Raw genomic sequence first — 18,580 nt, 5'->3', positions numbered from 1 at the left:
TCAGGCCGCCTCGCGACGAATCTTCCACGCCTGCGCCATCATCGGGATCTGCAGCGGCAGCCGCAGCACCGAGACGGCCTTCAACGCGAACGGCGCCTGGGGATTTCGGACGCTGTCCACCGCCATCTGAACGTTCGCCGGATATACGGCCACGAACAGCAGCACCGCCAGCAGCCCGCCGAACCGCCGGGTGCTGGGCAGCGCCAACGTGGTCGCCACGCCGAGCTCCGCGACCCCCGACAGGTAGGTGTAGGTGCGTGCCGACCCGGGCAGCACACGCGGCACGATCGAATCGAACGGCTTCGGTATCACGAAATGCAGCGTGCCCATTCCGAACAACGCGGCAGCCATGAGCTGTGCGCGCCGTGGCCGGGCAGCGGAATCGGTCATGCCTGCACAATGCCATTCCGCGTGCCGAGCTGTCGACCCCGGCGCGGCCCGGTACGCTGCTGACTCGTGGTGCAGGACAACGGCGGTGATTACCGTGTTCGATGAGCAGCGGCGTGGCCTGCGCCGACTCACCGATCGCCCGGACTACGCCCTCGTCGGCGTGCTGCGCATTCCGGAAATCCAATCCAGCCCTTGGGTTTCCCTGACGCGCCGGGTGGCGTTCGCGTTCGGATTGCTGGTAACCGCGACGCTGGTGGTGTATTTCGGCCGCTCCGGATACAACGACAACAGCGGCGGCGAGCTGTCGCTGCTGGATGCGGCGTATTATTCGACGGTGTCGCTGTCGACCACCGGCTACGGCGACATCACTCCTTTCACCCCGTCGGCCCGGCTGATCAATATCGTCGTCATCACGCCGCTCCGGGTCCTGTTCCTGATCGTCCTGGTCGGGACCACCCTGCAGGTGCTGACCGAACGGTCCCGGCAGGCGTTCAAGATTCAGCGATGGAGGCACAGGGTGCGCAATCACACCGTGGTGGTCGGGTACGGGACGAAGGGCCGCACCGCCGTCGACGCGATGCTGGGCGACGGCGTGGCGCCCGGCGAGATCGTCGTCGTGGACACCGATCCGGTGGCACTGGAGCGCGCGGCCGCCGCGGGCCTGGTGACCGTGCACGGCTCGGCGAGCCAGTCCGATGTGCTCCGGCTGGCCGGTACCCAGAACGCGGCGTCGGTGGTGGTGGCGGCCAATCGCGACGACACCGCGGTGCTGGTCGCGCTGACGGCCCGCGAGCTGAACCCGAAGGCCAAGATCGTCGCCGCGATCCGGGAGGCGGAGAACGTCCACCTGCTGCGTCAGTCGGGCGCCGATTCGGTGGTGGTGTCGTCGGAGACGGCGGGGCGTCTGCTCGGCATCGCCACCACCACCCCGAAGGTGGTCGACATGGTCGAGGATCTGCTCACTCCGGAGGCGGGCTTCGCGATAGCCGAGCGCGACGTGGAGCAGGACGAGGTGGGCGGTTCCCCGCGGCACCTGCGCGACATCGTGCTGGCCGTGGTCCGCGGCGGCGAGCTGATCCGCGTCGACGAGCCCGAGGTGGACGCCCTCGATTCGGGCGATCGCCTGCTCTACGTCCGCCGCGCGCAGAAGTAGCAAGCCGGACGGATACGCTCGAAGAGTGCCGGATTTTCAGCTGAACGACGTTCCACTTCTCTCGCGTTCCGCGCTCGACCGGGCCGAGCACCTGCGCTCGGACGAGCAGGCGTTGAAGGAGGGCTGGCCCGGCGCGCGCGTGCTGCGAATGAACCGGCGCGGTCAGGTCCGCGTGGAAGACGGCTCGATTCTGCTGGAACCGGCGACGACGCTGGCGCAGGAGCCGGTCGACGAGGCGGTGTTCGTCGGTGTCGAGGCGGGCCGCCACCTGTGGGCCCTGCGCGACAACGATCTCGACGGCGAACTGATGGACCTGCGGGCGGTCGGCGGCGCGCTGCACCTCGACGACATCACCCTGGGTGTCCTGTCCACCGCCCTCGCGCTGCTGAACTGGCACGACCGCGCCGGATACAGCGCCGCCGACGGCACCCCGACCGCACCCGCCAACGGCGGCTGGATGCGGATCAGCGAGTCCGGGCACGAGGAGTTCCCGCGGATCGATCCGGCGGTGATCTGCCTGGTGCACGACGGCGGCGACCGCGTGCTGCTGGCCCGCCAGCACAGCTGGCCGCCGAAGATGTTCTCGCTGCTGGCCGGGTTCGTCGAGGCGGGCGAGTCGCTGGAGCGCTGCGTGCAGCGCGAGATCGGCGAGGAGGTCGGCGTCGGCGTGCGCGACATCCGCTACCTGGGCAGTCAGCCCTGGCCGTTGCCGCGCTCGCTGATGCTCGGCTTCGCCGCGCTCGCCGACCCGGAGCAGCCGCTGGTCTTCTCCGACGGCGAGATCGTCGAGGCATACTGGTTCACCCGCGCCGAGGTGCGGCAGGCGCTGGCCGCGGGTGCGTGGGGCGCGCCGACCGGGCTCTCGCCGGACGCCGAACAGCAGAAACTGTTCCTGCCGGGGTCGATCTCGATCGCCCGCAGCATCATCGAGAGCTGGGCGGCGGAGTAGTCCGGCAGCCGTCAGCCGGCAGTATTCAGGCGATGGCCGCCAGCGCCTGCTTCACCTGGACCAGGGTCGGATTCGTGGCGGTGGAGCCGTCGGCGTACTTCACGGTCGGCACCACGTGGTTGCCGGCGTTGACGCTGCCGACGAATTCGGCGGCCGCGGGATCCTGTTCGATGTCGACCTCGGTGTAGGTGATGCCCGCCTCGTCGAGCTGCTTCTTGAGGCGGCGGCAGTAGCCACACCAGGTCGTCGAATACATGGTCAGGTCGAATGCGCTCACGTCTGCTGTCAACAGCGGCCGCGGCGAACCTGTTCCCGCGGCTTGCCGAACTTTTGATAAGTGCGCATACTATATGTCATGACCTCCTCGTCTTCCCCATCGGCGGGCACCCGGTACTGGCTCGGCGTGGTCTCCCGCGAGCACGTCCGGCGCGGCGTCGACCTCGGCATCGCGCAGGCGAACCACGGCGAGCGTGCCCCCGTGGAGCGGATGCGCCCCGGCGACGGGCTGGTGTACTACTCGCCGCGCACCGGCATGCGCGAGGGTGCGCCGGTGCAGGCGTTCACCGCCCTCGGCGCCATTGCCGATCGGCCCGCCTGGCAGGCCGAGGAGCAGGACGGGTGCTTTCGTCCCTGGCGGCGCGCGGTCAGCTATGAGCCTGCGGCACAGGAGGTCCCGATCGACGCGCTGCGGGGCGAACTCGATCTCACCGCCGTGCCCCACTGGGGCGTGGTGCTGCGGCGCGGGCTGGTCGAGCTGAGCGCCCACGATTTCGCCGTGATCTCGCGGGCCATGGTCGGCGCGTGAGGCATCGACCGTGAGGCATCGACTGCGCACCGAATTCGGGCACGCCGACGAGAGTCCCGGCCTGCTGCTGTGGCAGGTGACCAATCGGTGGCAGGCGGCCCAGCGCGCGGCGCTCGCCCCCTTCGATCTCACCCATGTGCAGTTCGTCCTGCTGGCCTCGCTCACCTGGCTCGCCGATGCCGCCGGTGCGCCGGTGATGCAGCGCGACATCGCCGCCCACGCCGCCACCGACCCGATGATGACGTCCCAGGTGTTGCGCACCCTCGAGCGCAAGGGTCTGGTGGAACGCCACGACCACCCGCACGACCGGCGGGCGAAGTCGCTGCTCCCGACGGAAACCGGTGTGGCGCTGGCGGATCGGGCCATCGTCGCGGTGGAGGCCTGCGACCGCGAGTTCTTCGGACCGCTGGGGGAGCGGGCTGCGCGATTCGCGGAAGCGCTGCGCGGCCTGCGCGACCGCGAAGGCTCGTGACCGCCGGGGCCGCATGGCAGAATCCGCTCCGCGATCGGATGCTGCCGGGACGTATCCGCCGACGAGGGTCCGTTCCTGTCGGACCGCACTGTCATGATGGAGCCCGTGCCCGCATCGACCACCCCACCCGCGCTGCGGCTCGACGGACTCGATCCCGAGCAGGCCGCCGCCGTCACGGCGCCGCGCGGGCCGGTCTGCGTGCTGGCGGGCGCGGGCACGGGCAAGACCCGCACCATCACCCACCGCATCGCGCACCTGGTGTCGGCGGGCCACGTCCGCGCCGATCAGGTCCTGGCCGTGACGTTCACCGCCCGCGCCGCCGGGGAGTTGCGTACCCGCCTGCGGGCGCTGGGCCTGGGCGGCGACGCGACGGCGGTGCAGGCCCGCACCTTCCACGCGGCCGCCCTGCGGCAGCTGCGCTACTTCTGGCCGCAGATCATCGGTGACGTGCCGTGGCGGCTCATCGACAGCAAGTTCCCGATCGTGTCGCAGGCCGCGCACCGGGTCGGCCTGTCGACGGCCACCGAGAGCGTGCGCGATCTCGCCGGCGAGATCGAATGGGCCAAGGCGTCGCTGGTCGCCCCGGAGGATTACGCCGCCACCGCCGGGCGCCTGCGCCGCGACACCCCGTACGAGGCGGGCAAGGTCGCCGATGTCTATGCCGGCTACGAGCAGGCGAAGAACACGGCAGACGGCCTGCTCCTCGACTTCGACGATCTGCTGCTGCACACCGCGGCCGCGCTGGAGGACTACGTCTCGGTCGCCGAGGAGTTCCGGGGCCGCTACCGCTGCTTCGTGGTCGACGAATACCAGGACGTCACCCCGCTGCAGCAGCGCGTGCTCGACGCCTGGCTGGGCGATCGCGACGATCTGACCGTCGTCGGCGACGCCAACCAGACCATCTACTCCTTCACCGGCGCCACCCCGAACCATCTGCTGGAGTTCTCCCGCCGCTTCCCCGACGCCACGGTGGTCCGGCTGGAGCGCGACTACCGCTCCACCCCGCAGGTGGTCTCGCTGGCCAACCGGGTGATCGGCGCGGCCCGCGGCCGCATCGCCGGCACCCGCCTGCAGCTGATCGGCGAGCGCCCCGACGGCCCCGATCCGGCCTTCGCCGAACACGACGACGAGCCGGCCGAGGCCCTCGCGGTCGCCAAGTCCATTGCCCGCCTGCTCGGCCAGGGCGTCTCCGCCGGTGAGATCGCCGTGCTGTACCGGATCAACGCGCAGTCGGAGGTGTACGAGCAGGCGCTCACCGAGGCGGGCATCCCGTATCAGGTGCGCGGCGGCGAGGGTTTCTTCCAGCGCACCGAGGTCCGCCAGGCGGTCCAGGCGCTGCGCCGCACCGCCGCCCGCGACGATCTTCCCGACGCCCGCGGCGCCGACCTGGTCAGCCTGGTCCGCGCGGCGCTGGCCCGGCTGGGCCTGACGGCCACCGAGCCCAGCGGCGCCCAGGCCCGGGAGCGCTGGACGTCGCTGGTCGCGCTGGTGCAGCTGACCGAGGAACTGACCGGCCACGACCCCGACCTGCCCTTGGGCGGCCTGTTGCGCGAGTTTGCCACCCGCGCCGAGGCCCGCCACCCCCCGACAGTGCAGGGCGTGACGCTGGCCTCGCTGCACGCCGCGAAGGGGCTGGAGTGGGACGCGGTGTTCCTGGTCGGCCTCGCCGACGGCACCCTGCCGATCGGGCACGTGCTCGGCGACGACGGCACGGTCGCCGACGACGCCGCGCTGGAGGAGGAGCGCCGGCTGCTCTACGTCGGCGTCACCCGCGCCCGGGAACATCTGCGGTTGTCCTGGTCGCTGTCGCGCGGTGCCGGCGGCCGGAAGACGCGGCGGCGCAGCCGATTCCTCAACGATCTGGTGCCGGAGGATTCCCCGGCCTCGCGCATCGCCCGGGCCACGGGCGACAGGCGCACCCGCAAGCATCCGTCCTGCCGCATCTGCGGCCGCCCGCTGCTGGGTACCAAGTCCACCATGCTCGGCCGCTGTTCCCGCTGCCCGGCCGAGATCGACCAGGGCCTGCTGGCCGCGCTGCAGGAGTGGCGGCAGGAGAAGGCCGACGAGCTGTCGGTCCCGCACTTCGTGGTGTTCAGCGACACCACGCTGACCGCGATCGCCGAACAGCTGCCGACCGACGACCGCGCGCTGGTCGCCATCCCCGGCATCGGCGCCAAGAAGCTCGGCGAGTTCGGTGCCGACGTACTAGCGATAGTCCGCTCGCGCGTCGGCGCACAAGACCCTAAAAGTGCAGGTGAAAAATAGGTTGTGCGGTTGTGTAGACCGCCCGTAGGGTGGGGACCACGCACCGGGAGGTCATTCCGGCGCGCACAGTGACCATCAGGACAAACGAGCAGGAGGGAGGCAGACCGATGAGCGTAATCGTAACCATCGCATCGACCGGCGTTGCGGCGACGGCGATTCCGTCCATGTCCGTCTCCCGGGGGGTCCTCGCCTTGCAGGGGACCGGCCTGTCCGCCGTCAGCATTCTCGGAGCCGAAACGCAGGCGCCGCAGTATGCCCTCGAGACGGACAAGCCCGAGCGGGGATGGCTGGCCTTTGCCGACGCATCCGCGGACGCATTCGCCAATGCCCATGCTGCCGACCACCCGACGGGCGGTATGCCGGCAGCGCACCTCCGCCGCACCACACCAGCGACCGTGATCAGATCTCGACATCGAAGTCGACTCAGGTAGGGATCACACCCACTGAGCCCCCTGGCCACGGATCGCCCGAAGCGAAACCGTGGCCATAGTTTTTACCGGCTCTCCAGCCACCGGCACCGGTTTCGCGGAAGAACGAAACGACCGCTGCACGAGCTGAAGGAGAGACGACGTGTCTACCGCGACCGTTCCTCGCGTGACATGCTGCCCGACCGTGGCCCCGACCTCCCGCAACCGGGGAGTTACCCTCAACCTGCCCTGCCGGGTCGGCGACCCCGACCTGTGGTTCGCCGAGAGCCCGGCACAGCTGGAGGAGGCGAAGGCCCTGTGCGCCACCTGCCCCATCCGCAAGGGTTGCCTTGCCGCCGCGCTGGACCGCGGCGAGCCCTGGGGCGTGTGGGGCGGTGAGATCTTCGACCAGGGTGTCGTGATCGCCCGCAAGCGGCCCCGCGGCCGCCCGCGCAAGGTCGCAGTGGCGTAATGCGCGCGCATGATCCGAATTCCGACCGAGCCCCGCATCTCTGTTCGAGATGCGGGGCTCGCCCTTTTCCGCGGAGTGGTGCCGGGCGGTCTCCCGCCGGCACCGAAATCTCAACCGGCGGTTCGGTATTCGGTGTAACCGGGAACCCAGTCCTGCATCAGCTTCATGAACGGCACCTCGGCGTCGAGTTGTGCGCAGATCCCGATCGAGCCGCCGAGCACGCGGAAGATCATCACGTACTCCGGCGGAAGTTGCAGGGACATACCGGTTTTCACCTCGGGACGGCTGAGGTCGGTGGCCTTGCCGGCGACGCGCTGCATCCACTTGCGGGTGAAGTGGAACGATTCGGTCTGGATGGGATCGGTGAACGGACGCAGGTAGTCGGCGATCTCCCGATGGGTGATGGTGCGGCCGGGGATGACGAATCCGTGGGAATACATCAACTCGGTCAGCTCGTCGAAGCGCTCCTCGACCGCCAGGGCCACCATCTGCCCGAGAATGGGCGGGAACCCGTTCGGCAGTGGCGCGCACGCGCCGAAGTCGATGACCGCCAGGCGGCCGTCGGCGAGCATCATGAAGTTGCCCGGATGCGGGTCGGCGTGCAGCTTGCCGACCACCGAGGGGGAGGAGAAATGGAACTCGCCCATCAGCCCGGCGACCCGGTTGCGTAGCTCGACGGTTCCCTGCGGATCCTCCTGGCCCCGCTTGATGATGGCCGAAACCGGTTCGCCGTCCAGCCATTCGGTGACGAGCACCTTGGGCGCCCCGGCCACCACCTTCGGCACCACGAACCGCGGGTGGCCGTCGAAGCCCTTGGCGAAGGCGCGCTGATTGGCGGCCTCGGTGCGGTAGTCGAGCTCCTCCTCCGTGCGCTCGGTGATCTCGGCGAGGATCGGTTTCACGTCGGCGCCGGGGATGACCGAGCCGATCATGCCCGTCATCCGGTTCAGCGTCTTCAGGTCGGCGCGCAGCGCCTCGTCGGCGCCCGGATACTGCACCTTCACGGCGACGGTGCGGCCGTCGGACCACTGTGCCTTGTGCACCTGGCCGATGCTGGCCGAGGCGGCCGGCTCGTCGTCGAAGGAGGCGAACCGCTTGCGCCAGCCCGTGCCCAGCTGCTGATCCAGCACCCGGTGCACGTCGGCGATGGGCATCGGCGGGGCGGCGGCCTGCAGCCGGGTCAGCGCGTCGCGGTAGGGCTCGCCGAACTCCTCCGGGACGGCGGCCTCCATCACCGACAGCGCCTGGCCGAATTTCATCGCGCCGCCCTTGAGCTCACCGAGCACGGCGAACAGCTGCTCGGCGGCCTTCTGGTTCAGGTCGGCACTGATCTCGGTCCGGTCGCCGCCCGCGAGCCTGCGCCCGAATCCCACCGCGGCCCGGCCGGCGATCCCGAGCGGGATCTTGGCCAGCTTGGCATTCCGGGACGAGGGACGACGCACAATCTCAGACACCGTTCCATCATGGCCGACGAACCTCGCGGTGTGCCACGGGAATCGAGTGAACTTCCGGGTCGTGACCGGGGGTGGGATCGGTCACAGTCGCGGATCGGGCGGGCCGGTGAGGACGGCGCGGCAGCCGCAGGCGGCGTGCGGGCGCCAGCCGCGGCGGTGCACGCGGTGGCTGTTCGGATCCAGCTCCAGGGTGGTGTCGAGGGTCTGCGGCGGCGGGTCCGGGACCCCGCCGACGATGATCTCCAGATCGCGCAGGGCCAGGGCCGCGGTGGCCGCGATCATCGCGGGGGAGCCGTAGCCGACGCGGCCGAGCAGCTGGGCGGCCAGGTGCGGCCAGTTCGGATCGAGATCGCGGCGGGTGAGGTCGGCGCATCGCAGGCAACTGGTGCCGCCGGGCAGTACCAGTGGCCCGACCACGCCGCGGCCGTCGCGAATGCGCACCTGCAGATGCGGGATCCGCCGCAGGACCAGGTCGTTCACCAGATGCGGCTCCGGCACCAGGGCATCGGCCAGCACCACCACATCGGCGCCCCAGCCGTCGACCGGAAGCTCGGTGTCGAGATCGCGGGAACGGCCGGGCCGCAGGCCGAGCCGGCGCACCCCCGCGGCCACGGCCTCCGACAGTGGGCCGCGGCCGTGTACGTGCACCACCCGCACGGCCACCTGCGGCTGCGGCCGGACCAGTAGTCCGGCTCGGTCGATATCGGCCAGCAGGCGCAGCGTTTCGCCGGCCGCGAGCCCGAGACGATTTGCCTCCCAGAGGATCTGCGGATGGCTGTGCATGCCGTCCAGCAGTCGCAGGAATTCCACGATCGGCTCCGCGTCGATCCCCGGCGGGTTCACCAGCACCGCCCGCTCGGGATCCCAGCCCAACTGAACAACCCCCGAGGGGCGCCGCAGCACCGCCACCCGCGGATGCAACATCGGCCCGCGCGGCCGAAATATGGTCATAGCGGCAGTATCCGCACCGCGCCCGTCTCCCGGTCCGCGAAAAGCGCTGGTTATCCCCAGGATTCGCCGCCCATCCACAGGGCATTCCGTCAGGACACCGGGCTGTCCCCGGCCGCTCGCCGGTGTCCTCCCCGCCGCCGGACGGCGGGCCGATCCCCAGCCGGGCAGATCTTTCGGGACACGGTCTGCGTAAACCGTCTGGGCCACTGGGCGGCTCGTTGTGGTGTTCACAACGGGTTCGTCCGCAGGCGGTGATTTATCCAGATCATCGGCGTACCCGAGTGAGTGGGGCCGGATGTGGGCAAACAATGGATGTTCCGCACCGAAGTACCCGCCCGAACGGTTCGGCCCGGATCCGCTGCAAAGGAGCATCATGGGAAGCGCATCCGTCGACGTCCCGCACGTGGCATCGAACGAACGACTGCGTTCGCGCAACACCTTCACGGTGGACGCCGCCCGCATCCGCGACTACGCGCGGGCGGTCGGCAACGACGACAGCATCCATCTGGATGCCGGCGCTGCCGCTGCCCGCGGCTTCGGCGCCCTGGTGGCGCCGCCGACCTTCGCCACCATGGTGTGGATGCGGGCGGAGGAGGAGACCCTGGCCGCCCTGGTGCCGGGCTTCCACATCGGCCGCATCCTGCACGCCGACCGCACCCTGGACATCCTGCGCCCGTTGCTGGCGGGCGACCGGGTCGGCTGCGATGTGCATTTCGAGTCGTTCCGGCACTACCGCGACTACGACATCGTCTCGATGACGACCACCCTGCGCGATCAACCGGGGCAGATCGTGACGGTCGGCAGCTCCACGCTGCTGGTGCACACGCAGCGGCTCTCCGCGCGCGGCGCCGGACCGATCGGCTACGAGCGCGGGCTAGAACTCGTTCCGGCCCGGCACCGGCCGCGCACCGCCGGTCCCGGCGACCATCTGCCGATCCGGCATCGGGGTGTGGCGGTGACCCGTTCGCCGCAGCCGGTGATCGACTTCACCGGCCTGCGGGTCGGTTCCGAACTCCCGGTCCGGCGGCACGCCCTCGCTTCCGCCGACGTGATGCACCACGCCAGCGTGGTCGGCCGGCCGGGCGGGCTCGTCGCCGACGACCGGGCGCCGGCGCCCCCGCCGGTCGCCGCGACACCCGGCATGCTCAGCCTCGGCCTGGCCGCCGGATACCTCTCGTCCTGGCTGGGCGACCCGACCGCCGTGACGAAGTACCGGGTGCAGTACGCGCCCAAGATGCACTACCTGCCGGTCGGCACCGCCGAACCCACGCCCGTCGAATTCCGCGGCCGGGTCACCTGGCTGAACCCGGTCCGCCGCACCGCCACCGTCGTCATCGAGGCAACGGCCAAGGGCCGCAAGCTGTTCGGCTACGCCACCGCCGAGGCCCGCTTCGCCTGACATCCCGGCCGGGATCTCGGTCCGCCGCCGACCGAGAGGGATCGTTCCCAGCGGCGCCGTCCCTGCGATCGACGCCGTGCCTGCGATCGGCGCCGCCCGTGCGATCGTCGATCCGCCGCGAGGACGTAGCGAACGGTCGGTTGTGGCACTGCGTGATTATTCTGGGACGCATGGTGGAAAGTGGCGTCACACCGGACCCGGATCTGATGCGGGCCCTGCGGGCGCTGGCGAATCCGATGCGGCTGCAACTGCTTTCGTGGCTGCGCGACCCCGAGCGGAACTTTCCGATGGAGCGGGCGATCGCCGACCCGCACGAGGTGGGGATCTGCGTCAGCCACATCCAGGAGAAGGCCGGCCTGGCGCAGTCGACGGTCTCGGCGTACCTGGCGGAACTCGAGCGGGCGGGCCTGGTGCGATCGACGCGGGTCGGCAAGTGGACCCACTACAAACGCGACGAACAGCGCATCGCCGAACTCGTCGCCGCACTGGGCCACACCCTCTGACACCCGGGGCCGGGGCGTGCGCTAGTCGTCGTCCGGCTTCTCGTCGTCCGTTTTCTCGTCCTCGGTGTTCTTGCCCTGGGCCTTCCTGCCCTCGGCGCGCTCGCGGGCCTCGGTCTCGGCCAGCTGGGCCAGCGGGTCGTCGAAGGCGTCCGTGCCGCCGCCGATCACGCCGTCGATGAAGCCGGCCGGATTGTCGAGATCCTCCGAGCTGGGCAGCAGATCGGGGTGCGCCCACACCGCGTCGCGGGCCTGCACGCCCGCGTCGGTGGTCAGGCGCCGCCACAGCGCGGCGGCCTCGCGCAGCTTGCGCGGCCGCAGTTCCAGGCCGACCAGGGTGGCGAAGGTCTGCTCGGCGGGGCCGCCGGTGGCGCGCCGGCGGCGCAGCGTCTCGGACAGCGCGCCGGCGCCGGGCAGCCGGTCGCCGACGGCGTCGGTCACGACGACCTGCACCCAGCCCTCGATCAGCGCGAGCAGCGTCTCGAGCCGCTCCAGCGCGGCCTTCTGCTCCGGTGTGGTCTGCGGTTCGAAGGTGCCCTGCGACAACAGTTCTTCCAGCTTGGACGGGTCGGTCAGGGAGGACGGATCGATGTTCTGCGCCGCCTCCTCGATCGCCGAGAAGTCCATCCTGATGCCGCGCGCGTAATCCTCCACCGCCCCCAGCACCTGCTGGCGCAGCCACGGCACGTGCCCGAACAGCCGCTGATGCGCGGCCTCCCGGGCGGCCAGATACACCAGGATCTCGCTCTCCGGCCGCTCCAGCCCCTTGCTGAACTCGGTGATCGCCTCCGGCAGCAGCGCCGCGGTGCCGTCCGGGCCCAGCGGCAGGCCGATGTCGGTGGAGGTCAGCACCTCCTTGGCGAGCTGGCCCAGGGCCTGGCCGAGCTGCGATCCGAACGCCATGCCGCCCATCTGGCCGAGCATGCCGATCATCGGCGCGGCGAACTCCCGCGCCTCCTCGGGCAGCGTCGACGTCCACATGCCCGACACCTGCTGGGCCACCGGATCGCAGAGCCGGCGCCAGGTCGGCAGCGTCTCCTCGATCCAGTCGTTGGGCGTCCAGGCCACCGTCTTCGAGGCCCCGGCGGGCAGCGTGGTGACCGCGTCGAGCCACAGTTCGGCCAGGTGGGCCGCGTCGGCCACCGCGCGCTGGGTACCCGGCGTCACCGGTTCGACGGACGAGCCGAGCTGCTGGCGGGCCAGCCGCTTGGCGATGTCGTAGTTCACCGGGCCGCCCGACTCCGAACCCGGCTGGCCCATGGTGGAGAACATCTGGCCCAGCGAGGTCAACATCTGCCCGAGCTGCGACGGATCGAACCCGCCCGCGCCCGGGCCCCCGATCCCGAAGGCGAACGGGTTGTTCGCACCGGAACCGGATTGATCCCCGCGCTTGTCGCGGTCGGGATCGTCATCGCGGTTCGAGAATCCGAATGGCACGTCGCTCATAACCCTCAGGCTACGCGGACGGCAAGAACCGAGCCGCTACTGTGGGCCGGGTGAATCGCCGGATCCTCACGCTGTTGGCAGCCCTGGTCCCCGTCCTCGTACTCGGCGTCATAGGCAGTGCCGTCAGGGTGCCGTTCGTCGCGTTAGGCCCCGGTCCCACCTTCAATACGCTGGGCGAGGTCGAGGGTAAGCAGGTCGTCGACGTGGCCGGTTCACCGGTGGATCCGACCGCGGGCAACCTCAACATGACGACGGTGTCCGTTCGCGACGGGCTGAATATCTTCGAGGCGTTCGTGCTGTGGGCCGACGGCCGCTACGGGCTGGTGCCGCGCTCGGAGGTGTACCCGCCCGGCGTGCCGCGCGATCAGATCGACAAGTCCAACGAGCAGGATTTCAAGGACTCCGAGGACAACGCGGAACTCGCGGCGCTGCACTACCTGAAGTATCCGACCACGGTCCAGGTGCGCTCGGTCGCCGAGGACGGCCCGTCCAACGGGCTACTGCGCAAGGGCGACGCGCTGGTGAGCGTGGCCGGTAAGCCGGTGACCACCTCCGCCGACGTGATCGACGCGGTGCGGGCGGCCCAGCCCGACGCGGTGGTCCCGCTCGTGGTGCGCCGCGACGGCGCCGAGCAGCCCGTCGAGGTGAAGCTCGGCGCGCGCCCCGACGACAAGTCGAAGGGCTATCTCGGCGTGACGCCGGGAGAGGTGCCGCAGGGTCCGCTGGACGTGACCTTCAACCTGGCCGATATCGGCGGCCCGTCGGCCGGGCTGATGTTCAGCCTGGCGCTGATCGACAAGCTGAGCCCCGGAGAGCTGAACGGCGGCAAGTTCATCGCCGGTACCGGCACCATCGATACGACCGGCGAGGTCGGCCCGATCGGCGGCATCCAGTACAAGATGATCGCCGCCCGCGAGGCCGGTGCCGAGACCTTCCTGGTGCCCGCCGGCAACTGCAACGAGGCGCGCCAGCGCATCCCCGAGGGCCTGCGGCTGGTGAAGGTCGACACCCTCACGGGCGCAGTGCAATCCCTCGGCGACATCAACGCCGGCCGCGACACTCCCAGCTGCGGTTAGTCGCGGTTGGTCCACGGCACGCCGGAACGATCGCGGGCGGCACCGCAACGGCGCGGGCGCCGTCGCGGTATCAGTCGTCCGGCTCGGTCTCGAGGGTGTGGTGCAGGGCCTCGACCAGGCTCGGGGCGAGGTTGGGCGTGGTGCGCAGGTCGAGGTCGCCGAACGGGTCCTCGTCCGCCTCGTCCGGGCGGACCTGCAGCAGGCACAGCGAGACGCCGTCGCGCAGCACGCCGGCGAACAGGCGGGCGTCGCGGCGTCCGGGGTGGGTGACCGCGGCGTAGCGGGCCGCGCGATCGGCGGCGTCGCGGTCGGCCAGCAGCGGGACGATGGCATCGTCCAGGGTCTGCTCGGCGTCCGGGGGCAGCACCACGATCTGCTGCACCAGCACGCATCCGGCCACCGCCGGTGACCAGCTGGTAGTGGCCAGGAACTCCTCGAGCGCCATCGGGTCCTCGCGCACGGTGTCCGGAAGCGGTTCCTGCGCAATGGGAGTCAGCTCCGCGCCGTCGCCGAGCTGATCCTCCAGGCTCGGCTCGGCCGCCACCAGGTCCGCGGTCGGCACCAGCGCGAACAGCTGCGGTGGCCGATCCCACCCTTCGCCGTCGGCGTACTCGGCCACCTCGCGGATGCAGCGGAACAGAGCGGAGGACGGATTAGCGATGGTCACGCGCGCAGAGTCTAGGGGCCGGCGGGCGCGGCGCGGCCGGCCGGTGCCACCCAATTCTGCGGATGTGGCGGCACACGGGCAGGGACGGTCATCCAAGCGGACCCGTTTTACGTAGAGTGGGGCGCGAGAGACGGTCCGCAGGGACCTCCGCAACATCGGACTGCGGTGTGCCGGCCGGGAAGTCGCGCGCCGCCGGACCCCTGGGAGAGTGGAATCGTGGGCATGCGCCCCCCGACAGGCTTACCTTCGCTGTCCCGCCGCAGCCGGGTGCTGCTGGTGACGGCCCTTGTGCTGGCGGCACTGCTGCTGATCGGGCCGCGCCTGGTCGACGCCTATACCAACTGGCTGTGGTTCGGTGAGCTCGGCTTCCGCCGGGTCTTCGCCACCGTGCTGGTGACCCGCATTCTGCTGTTCCTGGTGGTGGCGGTGGTGGTCGGCCTGGTGATCTGGCTGGCGATGCTGGCGGCGTATCGCACCCGCCCGGTGTTCGTGCCGGTCGCCGGTCCCAACGATCCGATCGCGCGGTATCGCACCACGGTGATGGGCCGGCTGCGGCTGTTCGGCATCGGCATCCCGGTTCTGGTCGGCCTGCTGTCCGGGCTGGTCGCCCAGTCCAGCTGGGTGACGGTGCAGATGTTCCTGCACGGCGGGGCGTTCAACATCAAGGATCCGCAGTTCGGCCTGGACGTCGGCTTCTACGCCTTCGATCTGCCGTTCTACAAGATGCTGTTGAACTGGCTGTTCGTCGCGGCGGTGATCGCCTTCTTCGCGAACCTGGTGACGCACTACGTCTTCGGGGGCCTGCGTCTGGCCGGCCGCGAGGGCACCCTGACCCGCCCGGCCCGCATCCAGCTGGCGGTGATCGCCGGAACCTTCGTCCTGCTGAAGGCGATCGCCTACTGGTTCGACCGGTATTCGATGCTGTCGAGCACCCGCAAGGAGCCCACGTTCACCGGCGGTTCCTATACCGATATCAACGCCGTGCTGCCGGCCAAGCTGATCCTGATGTCGATCGCGGTCATCTGCGCGCTCGCCTTCTTCACCGGAATCGTCCTGAAGGACTTGCGGGTTCCGGCCATGGCGGCGGCGCTGCTGGTGCTGTCGTCGATCCTGATCGGCGCGGTGTGGCCGCTGATCGTCGAGCAGTTCGAGGTGCGCCCGAACGCGGCGACCAAGGAGTCGGCGTACATCGAACGCAACATCGCCGCCACCCGGCAGGCCTACGGCCTCACCGACGACAAGGTCCGGTACCAGGACTACAAGGGCACCCCGACGAAGGATCCGGCCACCATCCCGAGCGACCAGCAGACCATCCAGAACATCCGGCTGCTGGATCCGAACCTGTTGTCGCAGACCTTCGTTCAGCGCCAGCAGCTGCAGAACTTCTACGGCTTCCCGGACCCCCTGGACATCGATCGCTACACCGTGAACGGCGACGTCCAGGACTACATCGTGGGCGCCCGCGAACTGGTCCCGCAGAACCTGTCCGGTAACCAGACCGACTGGATCAACCGGCACACCGTCTACACCCACGGCAACGGCTTCGTCGCCGCGCCGGCCAACCGCGTGAACGTCGCGCCGCCGAAGGAGACCCAGCAGGCCGCCTCCGGTTCCGCCGGATCCAATTCGGGCGGCTACGGCTATCCGACGTTCAATGTCGGCGATCAGTCCACCGTGAGCGATCTGTTCACGCCCAAGGACAAGCAGGCGATCAAGGTCGACCAGCCGCGCATCTACTACGGCGAGCAGATCGCCAAGTCCGATGCCGATTACGCCATCGTCGGCGGCAACGGCCAACCGCCGCGCGAATACGACACCGGCACATCGCAGTACACCTACACCGGTGCCGGCGGCGTCCCGATCAGCAACTGGTTCAACCGGCTGGCCTTCGCCGCCAAGTACGCCGAGCGCAACATCCTGTTCTCCGGCGCGATCGGCGACGACTCGAAGATCATCTACAACCGCAACCCGCGCGACCGGGTGCAGCAGGTGGCGCCGTGGCTGACCGCCGACGGCGACGTCTATCCCGCGGTGATCGACGGCCGCATCAAGTGGATCGTCGATGGCTACACCACGCTGGACAACTTCCCCTACGCCCAGCGCACCTCGCTGGACGGCGTGATAGAGGATTCGATCGATCAGGACACCGGCCGGGTGCTGCCGCGCAAGGAGGTCAGCTACATCCGCAACTCGGTGAAGGCCACCGTCGACGCCTACGACGGCAAGGTGGACCTCTACGAGACCGATCCCAAGGATCCGGTGCTGAAGGCATGGGAGGGCGTGTTCCCGAATTCGGTGAAGCCGCAGAGCGAGATCACCCCCGAACTGCAGGCGCACTTCCGCTATCCGGAGGACCTGTTCAAGGTGCAGCGCGACATCCTGTCCCGCTACCACGTGAACGATCCGCGCGAGTTCTTCACCACCAACGCGTTCTGGTCGGTGCCCAGCGACCCGACCTCGGACACCCCGACCAACGCCCACCAGCCGCCGTACTACCTGCTGCTGGGCGATCCGAAGACGGGTAAGCCGTCGTTCAACCTGACCAGCGCGATGGTCGGCTACAAACGCCAGTTCCTGGCCGCCTACATCCAGGTGAGTTCCGATCCGGAGAACTACGGCCAGTTCACGGTGCGCAAGCTGCCGACGGATTCGCAGACACCGGGCCCGCAGCAGGTGCAGACGTCGATGACGACCGACGCGCGGGTGTCGAGTGACCGCACGGTGCTCACCGGCGGCAATACCAACAAGATCAAATATGGCAACCTGCTGACCCTGCCGATCGGCGACGGCGGCATCCTGTACGTGGAGCCGTGGTATCTGGAGCGCAACGCGGGCCCGAACGCCGCGTCGTTCCCGCAGCTGGTCAAGGTGCTGGCCAGCGCCGGTGACAAGGTCGGGTACCAGGCCACCCTCGGCGACGCCCTGGACGACGTCCAGGAGGGCCTGGGCGCGAAGGCGACCCAGCAGCCCGGCCAGCAGTCGGCGACCAGCCCACCGACCGGCCAGAACGGCACCGCGCCGCCGTCGAGCCAGACCGTGCAGCCCCCGGCCACGCCGTCCACCGGATCGGCCGGTAGGGATGCCGCGGTCACGGAGCTCAACAACGCCCTGAAGGGCGTCCAGGACGCGCAGCGATCCGGCGATCTCGGGCAGCTGGGCCAGGCGCTGGAGACCCTGCAACGGGCCGTCGACTCCTACAACAAGGCCGGGGGATAAGGGACCCGCACACGGCCGACGGCGCTGCCATCATCGATGATGGCAGCGCCGTCGGTGGTTCTCCCGGTATGGAAGGGGAGTCTTCGGGTCAGCGGCCGAGCGACTCGATCAGTCCGCTGTTCTGCTGCAGGATCCGCTGGTACTGATCGGTGACACCGAACTGGCCGGCGAGCTGATCGCCCGTGCTCTTGGCCTGATCGATCAGGGCCTGCCGCTCGGACGGGGCGGGAGCCTGGGCCGGCGCCTGCTCCTGCGGCGCGGGTTCGGGCTCGGCCGCCGCGGTGTCGTCGGAGCCGGCACCCCAGCGCAGGTACTGGCCACACACCGGCCAGGCGCCCACACCCTGCGAGTCGAGCACGTTCTCCGCGACGCGGATCTGTTCCTCCTTGGACGCGTTGGCGGGGCTGCCGCTGCCACCGTTGGCATGCCAGGTGCTCTGCGTGAACTGCAGGCCCCCGTAGTAGCCGTTGCCGGTGTTGATGTTCCAGTTGCCGCCGCTCTCGCACTGGGCGACACCGTCCCAGTCGTGCGCCGGGGCGGCCGAAGCCGTGCTGGACATGGCGAACGGGACGGCAACAAGGGCACCCGTGACGGCGGCGAGGCCGAGGGCGCGACTGCTGATCTTCCGGTTCTTGTGCATCGTATTTCCCTCCCCGCGCCCACCGGCATGGCGATCGTCCGCCGTGTCCCTGCCCCCAGGAGGTCGGGGATCCCTCGAACCGCGGGGCAGGGTCGCCGGCGTGCAGCGGTTCGGGTCGGTGCCCGTCACGTGGTCGTTCAGGGCCGAGCACGACGGTAACGAACAGATTTCAACAGATCACGTCTTGATAACAGGAGGAATGCATGATGCGAATAACTGCTTTTAAAGCGTTGATGCAGACTAGCTATGCTGCATTTGGCTATTCTGGTCGGTCTGTTATGTGTTCGTTATGTGTTGCATATCACTCTGTGATTGTGA

18 protein-coding genes are annotated in these 18,580 nt (G+C 69.7%); 11 read left to right on the top strand and 7 right to left on the bottom strand.

The features are described 5' to 3' along the window. A complete protein-coding gene (locus tag D892_RS0102495) occupies positions 1-390 on the bottom strand; it encodes a membrane protein (RefSeq protein WP_024799732.1) in 390 nt (129 codons plus the stop codon). A gap of 85 nt (positions 391-475) precedes the next feature. On the opposite strand from D892_RS0102495, the gene D892_RS0102490 reads away from it, so the two are divergent. Both D892_RS0102490 and nudC read left to right on the top strand, forming a co-directional pair. Further along, on the top strand, positions 476-1,543 hold the full coding sequence (locus tag D892_RS0102490; protein ID WP_232235961.1) for a TrkA family potassium uptake protein: 1,068 nt from the start codon (positions 476-478) through the stop codon (positions 1,541-1,543). 25 nt (positions 1,544-1,568) lie between these two features. After that, a complete protein-coding gene (nudC, locus tag D892_RS0102485) occupies positions 1,569-2,492 on the top strand; it encodes an NAD(+) diphosphatase (RefSeq protein ID WP_024799730.1) in 924 nt (307 codons plus the stop codon). A gap of 25 nt (positions 2,493-2,517) precedes the next feature. On the opposite strand, the gene D892_RS0102480 is transcribed toward nudC, so the two are convergent. Further along, positions 2,518-2,748 (bottom strand): mycoredoxin, encoded by a 231-nt coding sequence (locus D892_RS0102480; protein WP_051499435.1) that lies wholly within the window; start codon positions 2,746-2,748, stop codon positions 2,518-2,520. Between the two features lie 99 nt (positions 2,749-2,847). Here D892_RS0102480 and D892_RS0102475 point away from each other — a divergent pair, with 99 nt between their 5' ends. From D892_RS0102475 to D892_RS40220, 5 genes are all read left to right on the top strand, one after another. Further along, positions 2,848-3,297, top strand: a complete 450-nt coding sequence (locus D892_RS0102475) for an EVE domain-containing protein (protein ID WP_036566664.1) — start codon at positions 2,848-2,850, stop codon at positions 3,295-3,297. Positions 3,298-3,307: 10 nt separating this feature from the next. Further along, positions 3,308-3,769 carry a MarR family winged helix-turn-helix transcriptional regulator gene (locus D892_RS0102470; RefSeq protein WP_024799727.1) on the top strand — a complete coding sequence of 154 codons (462 nt, stop codon included), beginning with the start codon at positions 3,308-3,310 and terminating at the stop codon, positions 3,767-3,769. A 96-nt stretch (positions 3,770-3,865) separates the two neighbouring features. After that, the gene (locus D892_RS0102465; RefSeq protein WP_024799726.1) at positions 3,866-6,034 is read left to right on the top strand and encodes an ATP-dependent DNA helicase UvrD2; all 2,169 of its coding nucleotides are present in this window, start codon (positions 3,866-3,868) and stop codon (positions 6,032-6,034) included. Positions 6,035-6,141: 107 nt separating this feature from the next. Further along, positions 6,142-6,465, top strand: coding sequence for a hypothetical protein (locus D892_RS46315; protein WP_156959351.1), 324 nt, complete (start codon positions 6,142-6,144; stop codon positions 6,463-6,465). 163 nt (positions 6,466-6,628) lie between these two features. Next, entirely contained in the window at positions 6,629-6,913 is a 285-nt protein-coding gene (locus D892_RS40220) for a WhiB family transcriptional regulator (RefSeq protein ID WP_051498967.1), read from the top strand. A 110-nt stretch (positions 6,914-7,023) separates the two neighbouring features. Here the strand turns inward: D892_RS40220 and D892_RS0102450 are convergent, their stop codons facing one another. Both D892_RS0102450 and D892_RS0102445 read right to left on the bottom strand, forming a co-directional pair. After that, on the bottom strand, positions 7,024-8,367 hold the full coding sequence (locus D892_RS0102450; protein ID WP_024799723.1) for an AarF/ABC1/UbiB kinase family protein: 1,344 nt from the start codon (positions 8,365-8,367) through the stop codon (positions 7,024-7,026). 81 nt (positions 8,368-8,448) lie between these two features. After that, on the bottom strand, positions 8,449-9,318 hold the full coding sequence (locus D892_RS0102445; RefSeq protein ID WP_024799722.1) for a hypothetical protein: 870 nt from the start codon (positions 9,316-9,318) through the stop codon (positions 8,449-8,451). Positions 9,319-9,691: 373 nt separating this feature from the next. On the opposite strand from D892_RS0102445, the gene D892_RS0102440 reads away from it, so the two are divergent. Then, positions 9,692-10,717 carry a MaoC family dehydratase N-terminal domain-containing protein gene (locus D892_RS0102440; protein WP_024799721.1) on the top strand — a complete coding sequence of 342 codons (1,026 nt, stop codon included), beginning with the start codon at positions 9,692-9,694 and terminating at the stop codon, positions 10,715-10,717. A 170-nt stretch (positions 10,718-10,887) separates the two neighbouring features. Next, the gene (locus D892_RS0102435) at positions 10,888-11,220 is read left to right on the top strand and encodes a helix-turn-helix transcriptional regulator (RefSeq protein ID WP_024799720.1); all 333 of its coding nucleotides are present in this window, start codon (positions 10,888-10,890) and stop codon (positions 11,218-11,220) included. A 21-nt stretch (positions 11,221-11,241) separates the two neighbouring features. Here D892_RS0102435 and D892_RS0102430 read toward each other — a convergent pair whose 3' ends face one another. Beyond that, the gene (locus tag D892_RS0102430; protein ID WP_024799719.1) at positions 11,242-12,663 is read right to left on the bottom strand and encodes a zinc-dependent metalloprotease; all 1,422 of its coding nucleotides are present in this window, start codon (positions 12,661-12,663) and stop codon (positions 11,242-11,244) included. A 50-nt stretch (positions 12,664-12,713) separates the two neighbouring features. Here D892_RS0102430 and D892_RS0102425 point away from each other — a divergent pair, with 50 nt between their 5' ends. Continuing rightward, on the top strand, positions 12,714-13,739 hold the full coding sequence (locus D892_RS0102425) for a PDZ domain-containing protein (protein ID WP_198036816.1): 1,026 nt from the start codon (positions 12,714-12,716) through the stop codon (positions 13,737-13,739). A 70-nt stretch (positions 13,740-13,809) separates the two neighbouring features. Here D892_RS0102425 and D892_RS0102420 read toward each other — a convergent pair whose 3' ends face one another. Next, positions 13,810-14,406, bottom strand: coding sequence for a PPA1309 family protein (locus D892_RS0102420; protein ID WP_024799717.1), 597 nt, complete (start codon positions 14,404-14,406; stop codon positions 13,810-13,812). A gap of 216 nt (positions 14,407-14,622) precedes the next feature. On the opposite strand from D892_RS0102420, the gene D892_RS0102415 reads away from it, so the two are divergent. Then, entirely contained in the window at positions 14,623-17,622 is a 3,000-nt protein-coding gene (locus D892_RS0102415) for a UPF0182 family protein (protein WP_024799716.1), read from the top strand. Positions 17,623-17,710: 88 nt separating this feature from the next. On the opposite strand, the gene D892_RS0102410 is transcribed toward D892_RS0102415, so the two are convergent. Then, positions 17,711-18,262 carry a transglycosylase family protein gene (locus D892_RS0102410; RefSeq protein WP_024799715.1) on the bottom strand — a complete coding sequence of 184 codons (552 nt, stop codon included), beginning with the start codon at positions 18,260-18,262 and terminating at the stop codon, positions 17,711-17,713. Between the last annotated feature and the right edge of the window lie 318 nt (positions 18,263-18,580).

It is taken from the genome of Nocardia sp. BMG51109 (assembly GCF_000526215.1).
GTDB lineage: Bacteria > Actinomycetota > Actinomycetes > Mycobacteriales > Mycobacteriaceae > Nocardia.
This window is presented reverse-complemented; position numbering and strand designations above follow the sequence as displayed.

Excerpts from the sequence above, each read along its gene's own strand:
- D892_RS0102410 (WP_024799715.1), bottom strand. The coding sequence starts at position 18,262 with ATGCACAAGAACCGGAAGATCAGCAGTCGCGCCCTCGGCCTCGCCGCC.
- D892_RS0102430 (WP_024799719.1), bottom strand. The coding sequence starts at position 12,663 with ATGAGCGACGTGCCATTCGGATTCTCGAACCGCGATGACGATCCCGAC.
- D892_RS0102465 (WP_024799726.1), top strand. The coding sequence starts at position 3,866 with ATGGAGCCCGTGCCCGCATCGACCACCCCACCCGCGCTGCGGCTCGAC.
- D892_RS0102435 (WP_024799720.1), top strand. The coding sequence starts at position 10,888 with ATGGTGGAAAGTGGCGTCACACCGGACCCGGATCTGATGCGGGCCCTG.
- D892_RS0102475 (WP_036566664.1), top strand. The coding sequence starts at position 2,848 with ATGACCTCCTCGTCTTCCCCATCGGCGGGCACCCGGTACTGGCTCGGC.
- D892_RS46315 (WP_156959351.1), top strand. The coding sequence starts at position 6,142 with ATGAGCGTAATCGTAACCATCGCATCGACCGGCGTTGCGGCGACGGCG.
- D892_RS0102440 (WP_024799721.1), top strand. The coding sequence starts at position 9,692 with ATGGGAAGCGCATCCGTCGACGTCCCGCACGTGGCATCGAACGAACGA.
- D892_RS0102445 (WP_024799722.1), bottom strand. The coding sequence starts at position 9,318 with ATGACCATATTTCGGCCGCGCGGGCCGATGTTGCATCCGCGGGTGGCG.
- D892_RS0102495 (WP_024799732.1), bottom strand. The coding sequence starts at position 390 with ATGACCGATTCCGCTGCCCGGCCACGGCGCGCACAGCTCATGGCTGCC.
- D892_RS0102480 (WP_051499435.1), bottom strand. The coding sequence starts at position 2,748 with ATGTATTCGACGACCTGGTGTGGCTACTGCCGCCGCCTCAAGAAGCAG.